The organism is Protofrankia sp. Cr1, from assembly GCF_963555865.1.
Lineage (GTDB): Bacteria > Actinomycetota > Actinomycetes > Frankiales > Frankiaceae > Protofrankia.
Genome location: NZ_CAUVXO010000088.1, coordinates 3,878 through 14,594, shown reverse-complemented (window position 1 = coordinate 14,594; position 10,717 = coordinate 3,878). Strand labels below are relative to the sequence as shown.

The 10,717-nt window shown below is 69.5% G+C and carries 8 protein-coding genes and 1 pseudogene; all 9 read left to right on the top strand.

Annotated features, from left to right (window positions below; all coding sequences use genetic code 11):
* Window positions 1–119: 119 nt before the first annotated feature.
* A complete protein-coding gene (gene carA, locus U9980_RS10090; RefSeq protein ID WP_322747568.1) occupies window positions 120–1,211 on the top strand; it encodes a glutamine-hydrolyzing carbamoyl-phosphate synthase small subunit in 1,092 nt (363 codons plus the stop codon).
* Between the two features lie 79 nt (window positions 1,212–1,290).
* Entirely contained in the window at window positions 1,291–4,788 is a 3,498-nt protein-coding gene (gene carB / locus U9980_RS10085; protein ID WP_322767679.1) for a carbamoyl-phosphate synthase large subunit, read from the top strand.
* Window positions 4,789–4,824: 36 nt separating this feature from the next.
* A complete protein-coding gene (gene pyrF, locus U9980_RS10080; RefSeq protein WP_322767678.1) occupies window positions 4,825–5,577 on the top strand; it encodes an orotidine-5'-phosphate decarboxylase in 753 nt (250 codons plus the stop codon).
* Between the two features lie 261 nt (window positions 5,578–5,838).
* Window positions 5,839–6,156 (top strand): integration host factor, actinobacterial type, encoded by a 318-nt coding sequence (gene mihF, locus U9980_RS10075; RefSeq protein WP_322747526.1) that lies wholly within the window; start codon window positions 5,839–5,841, stop codon window positions 6,154–6,156.
* 287 nt (window positions 6,157–6,443) lie between these two features.
* On the top strand, window positions 6,444–6,989 hold the full coding sequence (gene gmk, locus U9980_RS10070) for a guanylate kinase (protein WP_322755819.1): 546 nt from the start codon (window positions 6,444–6,446) through the stop codon (window positions 6,987–6,989).
* A gap of 284 nt (window positions 6,990–7,273) precedes the next feature.
* Window positions 7,274–7,558, top strand: a complete 285-nt coding sequence (rpoZ, locus tag U9980_RS10065; RefSeq protein ID WP_322747524.1) for a DNA-directed RNA polymerase subunit omega — start codon at window positions 7,274–7,276, stop codon at window positions 7,556–7,558.
* Window positions 7,559–7,609: 51 nt separating this feature from the next.
* Window positions 7,610–8,896 (top strand): bifunctional phosphopantothenoylcysteine decarboxylase/phosphopantothenate--cysteine ligase CoaBC, encoded by a 1,287-nt coding sequence (coaBC, locus tag U9980_RS10060; protein WP_322767677.1) that lies wholly within the window; start codon window positions 7,610–7,612, stop codon window positions 8,894–8,896.
* Window positions 8,897–8,936: 40 nt separating this feature from the next.
* Window positions 8,937–10,133 (top strand): methionine adenosyltransferase, encoded by a 1,197-nt coding sequence (metK, locus tag U9980_RS10055; protein ID WP_322767676.1) that lies wholly within the window; start codon window positions 8,937–8,939, stop codon window positions 10,131–10,133.
* 96 nt (window positions 10,134–10,229) lie between these two features.
* Window positions 10,230–10,717: pseudogene (locus U9980_RS10050) on the top strand (primosomal protein N'); the annotation flags it as partial.

The window sequence follows — 10,717 nt, the reverse complement described above, 5'->3', positions numbered from 1 at the left end:
ACGAAGGGGCCCAGGGGCATGGCGGGTCGGAGCCGGACACCGGCTCCCTGAAACTGCCGTCGGAGCGCGGGTGGGACGACACCGGTCATACCGCCGCCGGTGTCCGGGCCGTGCGCCTGATGCTGGAGGATGGACGCAGCTTCGCCGGGGAGGCGTTCGGGGCGTCGGGGGAGGCGTTCGGTGAGATCGTCTTCGCTACCGGCATGACCGGGTACCAGGAAACGCTGACCGATCCGTCCTACCACCGCCAGATCGTGGTCATGACCGCGCCGCATATCGGCAACACCGGTATGAACGACGAGGACAACGAGTCATCGAAGATCCATGTGGCCGGCTTCGTGGTTCGCGACCCGAGCCCGATCGCCTCCAGCTGGCGCTCGCGCCGGACTTTGGACGACGCGTTGGTGGCCGCCGGCGTGGTGGGCATCAGCGGCGTCGACACCCGGGCACTCACCCGCCACCTGCGGGAACGCGGAGTGATGCGGTGCGGCATCGCCGATGCCGCGCAGGACGCGGACACCCTGTTGGAGTCGGTGCGCGCGAGCCCGCGCATGGTCGGTGCGGATCTGGCACCGGAGGTCAGCACGCGGGAGCCGTACGTGGTGGCGGCCGCGACCGGTGTGCCCATGTTCAGGGTGGCCGCGCTTGATCTGGGCATGAAGCGGTCGTCGCCGCTGGCGCTGTCCGCGCTCGGCTGTCAGACGCACGTCCTGCCGGCCCACGCCGGTGGCGCGGCATTGCTCAACCTCGCCCCGGACGGGGTGTTCCTGTCCAACGGCCCGGGCGATCCCTCGACCGCGGACTACGCGGTTGAGGCCGTGCGCATGGTGCTGGACGCCGGCATTCCGATCTTCGGGATCTGCTTCGGCAACCAGGTGCTGGCCCGGGCGCTGGGCTTTGACACCTACAAGCTGACCTACGGCCACCGCGGTGTGAACCAGCCGGTCGCCGACACCGCGACCGGCCGGATCGCGGTGACCAGCCACAACCACGGTTTTGCCGTCCGGGCACCGCGTGACCGCGTCACCCGGACGCCCTACGGGCCGGTCGAGGTCAGCCATGTTGCGCTCAATGACGGCGTGGTGGAGGGTCTTGCATGTCTGGATGTACCCGCCTTCAGCGTCCAGTTTCATCCTGAGGCGGCTCCCGGCCCCCACGACGCGCACGATCTGTTCGAACGGTTCCGCGATCTCATGGCGGCATTCCGGTGAACGCGGGTGAGCGGCACGGCGGGCCGGGTACACCCGCGCAGGCGTACGCGCAGGGATTGCGACGGGAGGTCATGCGCTGATGCCGCGGCGAGAAGATCTGAGCAGTGTCCTGGTCATCGGATCAGGGCCGATCGTCATCGGTCAGGCCTGCGAGTTCGACTACTCCGGCACCCAGGCCTGCCGGGTGCTGCGCGCCGAAGGCCTGCGGGTAGTGCTGGTCAACAGCAATCCGGCCACGATCATGACCGACCCGGATCTGGCCGACGCCACCTACGTCGAACCGATCACACTCGACATGGTCACCAAAATCATCGACCGGGAGCGGCCCGATGCGCTGCTCGCGACGATGGGTGGCCAGACCGCGCTGAACACCGCGGTCGCGCTGCACGACTCCGGTGTCCTGGACCGGTACGGCATCCGCCTGATCGGTGCGAACATCGACGCGATCCGTGCCGGTGAGGACCGTCAGGCGTTCAAGGACATCGTCGCGTCGGTCGGTGGTGAGACCGCCCGCAGCGCCATCTGCACGACCCCGCAGCAGTGCCTCGACGCCGCCGAGGAATTCCAGTACCCGGTCGTGGTGCGGCCGAGCTTCACTCTCGGCGGCGCCGGCAGCGGTTTCGCGCATGACGCCGGTGAACTGCGCCGGATGGCCGAGGACGGCATCGCCGCGAGCCCGTCCTCGGAGGTGCTCGTCGAGGAGTCCGTCCTCGGCTGGAAGGAGTTCGAGCTCGAGCTGATGCGTGACTGCGCCGACAACGTGGTCGTGGTCTGCTCGATCGAGAACATCGACCCGATGGGCGTGCACACCGGCGACTCGGTGACGGTGGCACCGGCGATGACGTTGACCGACCGCGAGTACCAGCAGATGCGGAACATGGCCATCGCGGTGATGCGCGCGGTGGGCGTCGACGCGGGTGGCTGCAACATCCAGTTCGCGGTGGACCCGGCCACCGGGCGGCTCATCGTGATCGAGATGAATCCCCGGGTGTCCCGGTCGTCGGCCCTGGCCTCGAAGGCCACCGGATACCCGATCGCGAAGATATCGGCGAAACTCGCGCTCGGTTACACCTTGGACGAGATCCCCAACGACATCACCCGCACCACACCGGCGGCGTTCGAACCGGCACTGGACTACGTGGTGGTGAAGGTGCCCCGCTTCGCCTTCGAGAAGTTCCCCGGGGCGGACCCGACGCTGACGACCACGATGAAGTCGGTCGGTGAGGCCATGGGCATGGGGCGTAGCTTCGCCGAGGCGCTGCAGAAGGCCCTGCGGTCCCTCGAGCAGCCCAGCGCGGTGTTCTCCTTCGCGGGCGGGACCGGGGATGTCGACGAGCTCCTGGAACGGGCCCGCATCCCGCATGACGGGCGGCTGCGCACGGTCCAGCAGGCACTGCGGGCCGGCGCTGACCCGGCCCGGGTCACCGAGGTCACCGGCATCGATCGCTGGTTCGTCGAGCAGATCGCCGGCATCAACGAGATCGCCGCGACCATCAGCCGCGACTCGGCGGGGATCCTGCGGGCCAAACGTGCGGGTTTCTCCGACGCGCAGCTCGCCGAGGTCCTGGGGACCAAGGAGGACGTGGTCCGCACGTTCCGGCACCGCGCCGGCATCCGGCCGGTCTACAAGACGGTCGACACCTGCGCGGCCGAGTTCGCATCCGCCACGCCCTACCACTACTCGTCCTACGATTCCGAGACTGAGATCGCCGCCGGCGACCGGCCGCGGGTGATTGTTCTGGGTAGCGGGCCGAACCGGATCGGACAGGGCATCGAGTTCGACTACGCCTGCTGCCACGCGGTGATGGCGCTGTCGGCCGCCGGCTACGAGACGATCATGATCAACTGTAACCCGGAGACGGTGTCCACCGACTACGACACCGCCGACCGGCTCTATGTGGAGCCGCTCACCGTCGAGGACGTCCTGGAGGTCGTCCACGCCGAGCGCAGGGCCGGCCCGCTGGTCGGGGTGATCGTTCAGCTTGGCGGTCAGACTCCGCTGGGTATCGCGGCGGCGCTCGCCGCCGCCGACGTCCCGATCGTCGGGACGCCCCCGCGCGCGATCCACATGGCCGAGGACCGCGGCCTGTTCGGGCGGGTGCTCGCCCGGGCCGGGCTGCCCTCACCGCCGCACGGGGTCGCGACGTCCTATGCCGAGGCCCGGACGGTGGCGGAGCGGATCGGCTATCCGGTCCTGGTACGGCCGTCCTACGTACTCGGCGGGCGCGGGATGGAGATCGTTTACGACGACCAGATGCTGCGGACCTACATCGAGCGGGCGACCGAGATCTCCCCTGAGCATCCGGTGCTGGTCGACCGGTTCCTCGACGACGCCGTGGAGATCGACGTGGACGCCATCTACGACGGCACCGAGCTGTACCTCGGTGGCGTGATGGAGCACATCGAGGAGGCGGGGGTCCACTCCGGGGACTCGGCCTGCGCGCTGCCACCGATCACGCTGGGCCGCGCCGACCTGGAGCGGATCCGCGAGTCCACCCGGCTGATCGCGCAGGGGGTCGGGGTGCGGGGTCTGCTCAACGTCCAGTACGCGCTGCAGTCCGACGTCCTGTACGTCCTGGAGGCCAACCCGCGGGCATCACGCACCGTGCCGTTCGTGTCGAAGGCGACGGCGGTGCCGCTGGCAAAGGCCGCGGCCCGGGTGATGGTCGGCGCGACCATCACCCAGCTGCGCGCGGAGGGGCTGCTGCCGTCGCACGGCGACGGCGCGACGCTGCCGGTGGACTCCCACATCGCCGTGAAGGAGGCGGTGCTGCCCTTCGGCCGGTTCCGGGACGCCGGCGGGCGCGGGGTGGACACCATACTCGGACCCGAGATGAAGTCCACCGGCGAGGTCATGGGCATCGACGCGGGCTTCGGCACCGCTTATGCCAAGTCGCAGGCGGCGGCGTATGCCTCGCTGCCCACCTACGGCAGGGTGTTCGTCTCGGTGGCCAACCGTGACAAACGTGCGATGATCTTTCCGATCAAGCGGCTCGCGGATCTCGGCTTCGTGATCTATGCCACCGAGGGAACCGCGGAAGTGCTGCGTCGTAACGGAGTGAAGGCGGTTGTGCTCGGAAAGCACTCGACGCCGAGCGCCAATCTGATCGACTGTGTTGAAATGATCACATCGGGTCAGATCGACCTGGTGATCAACACGCCGTGCGGGGTGGGGCCGCGACTGGACGGATACGAGATCCGGACGGCGTGTGTGGTGATCGGGGTGCCCTGCATCACCACGATCCAGGGCGCGGCCGCCTGCGTGCAGGGGATCGAGGCCCTGGTCCGCGGCGAGATCGGCGTGATGCCGTTGCAGAGCTTCCACGCGGACCTGCATGCCGCCTGGGCCGACCGGGATCGGTCCGGTGTACCCGGTGCCACCGGTGGCCCGTGGCGGACCCAGCCCGCCGACGCCCAGCCCCCCGACGCCCAGCCCGCCGACGCCCAGCCCCCCGACTCGCCGCCTACCGACGCGATCGGGGACGTCCACACCGCCCAGGACGTGCATGCCACTGGGGACGAACCGGGGTCGATCGGCCGGGTCACGCCGGCCACGACGCCTGGGCTGGCCGGCTGACGGCCTCACAGGCTGACGGGCTGACGGGGTGACGGGGTGACGGGCTTGCCGGGGACGCGGCTGGCCGCTTGGACGTCGCGGCCGCCGGTGGCGGTCGCGCTGGACGTGCCCGACGGGCCGCAGGCGCTGCGGCTGGCCCGCGCGGTGGCGCCCCACGTCGCCGTGGTCAAGGTCGGATTGGAACTGTTCTACCGCGAGGGGCCGAGGATCGTGACGGCGCTGTGGGAGGCGATCGGGGGCGATCCTGGACCGGGCCCGGCCGAACAGGACAGGATCGGCCTCTTCCTCGACCTCAAGTTGCATGACATCCCCCACACGGTGGCCGGGGGGATGCGTTCCGTGGCCCGTCTCGGTCCCAGGTATGTGACCGTGCATGCCGCGGGGGGCGCGGCGATGGTGCGGGCGGCGGTCGATGCCGCGCCGGATGTCGAGATCGCCGCGGTCACCGTGCTGACGTCCCTGAGCGGTGCCGAGCTCGTCTCGTGCGGGTTTGGCGGGCCGCCGTCCGACGTGGTCCGCCGCCTTGCCGCGCTGGCCGTGGCCGCTGGTGCGCGGGCCGTGGTGTGCAGCCCGCGCGAAGTGTCGGCAGTGCGCGCTGAGGTTGGAAGTGATGTGACACTTATCACTCCGGGAGTCCGGCCGGCGGGCGCGAACGTCGACGATCAGGCGCGTACCGCTACGCCCGCAGCGGCCCTTCGGGCCGGTTCCGACCTTCTGGTGGTGGGGCGTCCGATCATTGCGTCGAGCGATCCGGGGGCCGCCGCGGCTCGGTTTGTGACCGGTACCTGACACCGCCACTGTGCCGCTGACCTGGTGTGACGTCACACAGGCCCCGATTGGGCCATCTCGAGGCGATCTGCCCGGTACGGTAGGTCCTCGAGCGACCGAAAGCAATCAGTAAGGCGCGGGCACCGCGATTCATCCGGACATCCGGGCACGGTCTTGTGGACAATAGTCCGAGGATGTACCCGTGCTACCGACTGGACCGAGACGCCTGTTACTCGCTAGTTTGCGCGGCGCCGCGATCACTCGAAAGAAGGAGGCGTACCCGTGCCCCTGCCGCCCCTGACGCCCGAGCAGAGGGCTGCTGCCCTCGAGAAAGCTGGGTTGGCGCGTAAGCAGCGTGCAGAACTCAAGGAACGGCTCAAGAAGGCGGAAGTCTCACTCGCGTCCGTCCTTGAGAGAGCCGACACCGATGAGGTCATTGGAAAGATGAAGGTGGCCGCTGTTCTCGAATCCCTGCCCGGCGTCGGTCGTGTCCGCGCCACGAAGATCATGGAACGACTCGCGATCAGCGACAGCCGTCGCCTACGAGGTCTTGGTGCCAAACAGCGTGCCGCACTGGTTCAGGAGTTCACGGCATCCTGATCACCACCAGTGTCCGGCAGGTGTGTGCCGCACATCCTCGGCCGTTGTGGGTTGGTGCGGCGTCCCGGTAATGGCGAGAACCTCGCGCCGTCGGGCCGCCGTACCGACTGTTTCTTTGCCTGCGCACAGGAGCTCAGGGTTCTGCCGGGCTTCGGCAGCGCGAAACGTGCCGATCGGTTCGTCTCGCGATCCTATGAGGTTCGTGAGAGTCGCATGACCTTTGGCCGACGTTCAACCGTCCGCAAGTGCCGCTCCGTCGCCGGTGGGACGGAGTCTAGGGTGTGCTGATGCGGCTCACCGTTCTGTCCGGTCCGTCGGGCGTCGGGAAAGGGACTGTCGTCGCCGAGGTACGCCGGCGCCACCCTGAGGTCTGGGTCTCGGTCAGCTGCACCACACGCGCGCCCCGGCCGGGCGAGACCGACGGGGTGGAGTATCGCTTCGTCGATGCTGAGGAGTTCGCGTTGATGGTCAAGACCGGTGAACTTCTGGAGCATGCGATGTTCGCGGGTCACGCGTACGGGACGCCGCGTGCGCCGTTGGAGGCACGGCTGGCCGCGGGGGTACCCTGCTTGCTGGAGATCGAGCTGCAGGGTGCCCGTCAGGTGCGTTCGACCATGTCAGGCGCCCGGTTCGTCTTCCTCGCCCCACCGTCCTGGGAGGAACTGGTCCGCCGGCTGGTCGACCGGGGCACGGAGCCGTCGGAAGTGATCAGGCGTCGGCTCGACCGCGCGCGCATCGAGCTCGCCGCCGAAGCGGAGTTCGACGAGGTCGTGGTCAACGACGACGTGACGACGGCGGCGGCGCGACTGGTGTCCCTGATGGCTGCCAGTTGACGGCTACACGTTGACGGGGATGAGCTGACGGGATGAGCTGACGGCGGCGACCCGGGGGGCTGCGCGCCGACAGGCCGGGGCCTGCTCTACGCTGAAGGGCAATATTGTTGTGAGGCAATATTGTGGTGCGTCGTGGGTTGATCGTGGGTTCGCGGGTTGATCGTGGGTTCGCGCTACACCGGGGCTCATGACGATCCAACCGCTCCCCGTCCGCTCCCGCCAACCCCGAGCATGCTGGCGGCTCACCACGAGCTGACAGCCCCTGTGTTTTCCGGAAGGACACCGTGTCCGGCACTGTCGCGCAGCCCGAAGGCATCACCAACCCGCCGATCGACGAGCTCCTGGAAGCCACCGACTCCAAGTACAGCTTGGTGATCTACGCGGCCAAGCGGGCCCGCCAGATCAACGCCTACTACTCGCAGCTGGGCGAGGGCCTGCTGGAGTACGTCGGACCGCTGGTGGAGACGGCCAGCGCGCAGGAGAAGCCGCTGTCGATCGCATTGCGTGAGATCAACGCCGGCCTGCTGACGCATGAGACCGTCATCGAGCCGCTGCCACCGGTCTCCTGACCGGGCATCGCCCGCTGTGACCGGGTCCGCTGTCGTGATCGTGCTGTCGGGATGACGGGCGAACCGGTCAGGTCGTGCGCGAGTCCGCGACGCCCCCGCATCGTGCTGGGCGTGGCCGGCGGGATCGCGGCCTACAAGGCGGTCGAGGTGCTTCGTCAGCTGACCGAGACCGGGCATGACGTACGGGTCGTGCCGACGGACGCGGCGTTGCGGTTCGTCGGTGAGCCGACCTGGGCCGCGTTGTCGGGCCATCCGGTGTCAACCGAGGTGTGGACCGACGCCGCGCAGGTGGCACACGTACGGCTGGGGCGCGAGGCCGACCTCGTCCTGGTCGTCCCGGCCACGGCGGACCTCCTCGCACGCGCTGCGACCGGACGCTGCGACGACCTGCTGACCGCCACCCTGCTCACGGCGCGCTGTCCGGTCGTGTTCGCGCCGGCGATGCACACCGAGATGTGGGAGCACCCGGCGACCCGGGCCAATGTGGAGACGCTGCGGGCCCGGGGCGCTGTGGTCATCGATCCGGCGGTGGGCCGGCTGACCGGTGCGGACTCCGGGGCCGGCCGACTCCCGGAACCAACGGAGATCGCGTCGGTGGCCCGGGCGGTGCTGACCCGCAACGGGCTCGCACCGGACCTGGCCGGGCGCACGGTCGTGATCAGCGCCGGTGGTACCCGCGAACATCTGGATCCGGTCCGTTTCCTCGGCAACTCCTCCAGCGGCCGGCAGGGCTACGCGCTGGCCAGGGCGGCGCTCGCCCGGGGAGCGCAGGTCGTCGTCGTGGCGGCCAACGTGGCCCTGGCGCAGGTCGCGGGAGCCCGCACCGTCCGCGTGGTGTCCACCGCACAGCTGCGGGCCGCCGTGCACGCGGAGGCGCCCGCGGCCGCCGTGGTCGTCATGGCGGCGGCGGTCGCGGACTTCCGGCCTGTCAACCGGGCGAGCCATAAGATCAAGAAATCGGACGGTGACCCCGAGCCCGTCGCCCTGGTCCGTAATCCGGACGTGCTGACCGAGCTGGTCGCCGCCCGTCGGCCCGGTCAGGTGCTCGTCGGATTTGCCGCGGAGACCGGCGCGCCAGGGGTCGACCTGCTCGACCTCGGCCGGGAGAAGCTCGCCCGCAAGGGAGCGGACCTGCTCGTCGTCAACCAGGTCGGTGACGGCCTCGGTTTCGAGGTCGAGGACAACGCCGCCGTGGTGCTCGGCTCGGACGGCACCGAGACGGTGATCGAACGGACCAGCAAGGATCTTCTTGCGCACCGTGTGCTCGACTTGGTGGTCAGCCGGCTCCCGCCGCTCGATGGCACCGTTATCGCTGTTGCCGACGGTGTCCGTCGGTAGACTGCGCCGGAATCGACTGGATCTCCCAGGGGGTCAGAACGTGGCGACGCGCCTGTTTACGTCCGAGTCCGTTACCGAGGGGCATCCGGACAAGATCGCTGATCAGATCAGCGACTCCATCCTCGATGCAATGATCAAGGATGACCCACACAGCCGGGTCGCGGTCGAGACTCTGATCACCACTGGTCAGGTCCACGTCGCCGGTGAGGTCACCACGGACACCTATGTGGACATCGCCGCCGTCGTCCGGGACCGTGTTCTCGAGATCGGCTACGACTCGTCCAAGAAGGGCTTTGACGGCGCGTCCTGTGGCGTGAGCGTGTCGATCGGCTCGCAGTCGCCCGATATCGCCCAGGGTGTCGACAGCGCCCACGAGACCCGGGTCGGCGGATCCAGCGACGACGAGCTGGACAAGCAGGGCGCCGGCGACCAAGGGCTGATGTTCGGCTTCGCCTGTGACGAGACGCCCGAGCTGATGCCGTTGCCGATCGCTCTGGCGCACCGGCTCGCCCGCAGCCTGGCCGCCGTGCGCAAGGACGGTAAGGTCGGCTACCTGCGTCCGGACGGCAAGACCCAGGTCACGATCGAGTACTCGGCCGGTCGGCCGGTTCGGCTGGACACCGTGGTCGTGTCCACCCAGCACGCGGCCGACATCGACCTTGACACCCTGCTTGCGCCGGACGTCGCCGAATACGTCGTCACCCCGGAGCTGGCCGCACTTGAGATCGCCACCGACGGGTACCGACTGCTGGTGAACCCGACCGGCAGGTTCGAGGTGGGCGGCCCGATGGGAGACGCCGGCCTCACCGGACGCAAGATCATCGTGGACACCTACGGCGGGATGGCCCGGCACGGCGGTGGCGCCTTCTCCGGCAAGGACCCGTCCAAGGTCGACCGCTCGGCCGCGTACGCGATGCGCTGGGTCGCCAAGAACGTCGTCGCCGCCGGGCTCGCCCGCCGCTGCGAGGTCCAGGTGGCCTACGCCATCGGCAAGGCGCAGCCGGTCGGACTGTTCGTCGAGACCTTCGGCACCGGCACAGTGCCCGACGAGCAGATCCAGGATGCCGTGACCTCCGTCTTCGACCTCCGGCCGGCTGCGATCATCCGGGATCTGGATCTGCTGCGGCCCATCTACACCCAGACCGCCGCGTACGGTCACTTCGGCCGCCCAGAGCTCGACTTCACCTGGGAGTCGACCTCGCGCGCAGATCTCCTGGCGACCGCCGTCCGCGGGTAGGGCTGGCCGCGGTCAGGTCGGTGGCTGGGTCCGTGGTCAGCGCCGTGGTCCGGTGCGCGGCCGGGTCTGTCGGATGCACCTGGTACTAAACGAGGTATGCCCGAACGGTCTGACCCCTGCGCCGGGCGGGATGCGCCGGGCGGCGCATCCCGTCCACCGACGAGGGCCGGGTCGGCTCGGCGCCCGGCGCGGTCCACCGGCCTGGGCGCGCCGGAACCGGCTGGCGACCTGCCGGTCGCCAGGGTCGCGGTGGACGTCTCACCCGCCCACCTGGATCGACTGTTTGACTACCTGGTGCCGGCGCAGTGGGCGCAGGCCGCCGTTCCCGGCGCACGGGTCCGGGTCCGCTTCGCCGGTCGGCTCGTCGACGGGTTCATCCTGAGCCGGTGCGAGCGGTCGGACCACACCGGCACGCTCGCGTTCCTGACCCGCGTGGTGTCACCGGAGCCGATCCTCGCGCCCGAGATCGCGGAGCTGGCCCGGGCGGTCGCCGACCGCTACGCCGGAACCCTCACCGACGTGCTCCGCCTCGCCGTCCCGCCCCGGCACGCCCGGGTGGAAAAGGAACCGCCGCCAGCCGCCGA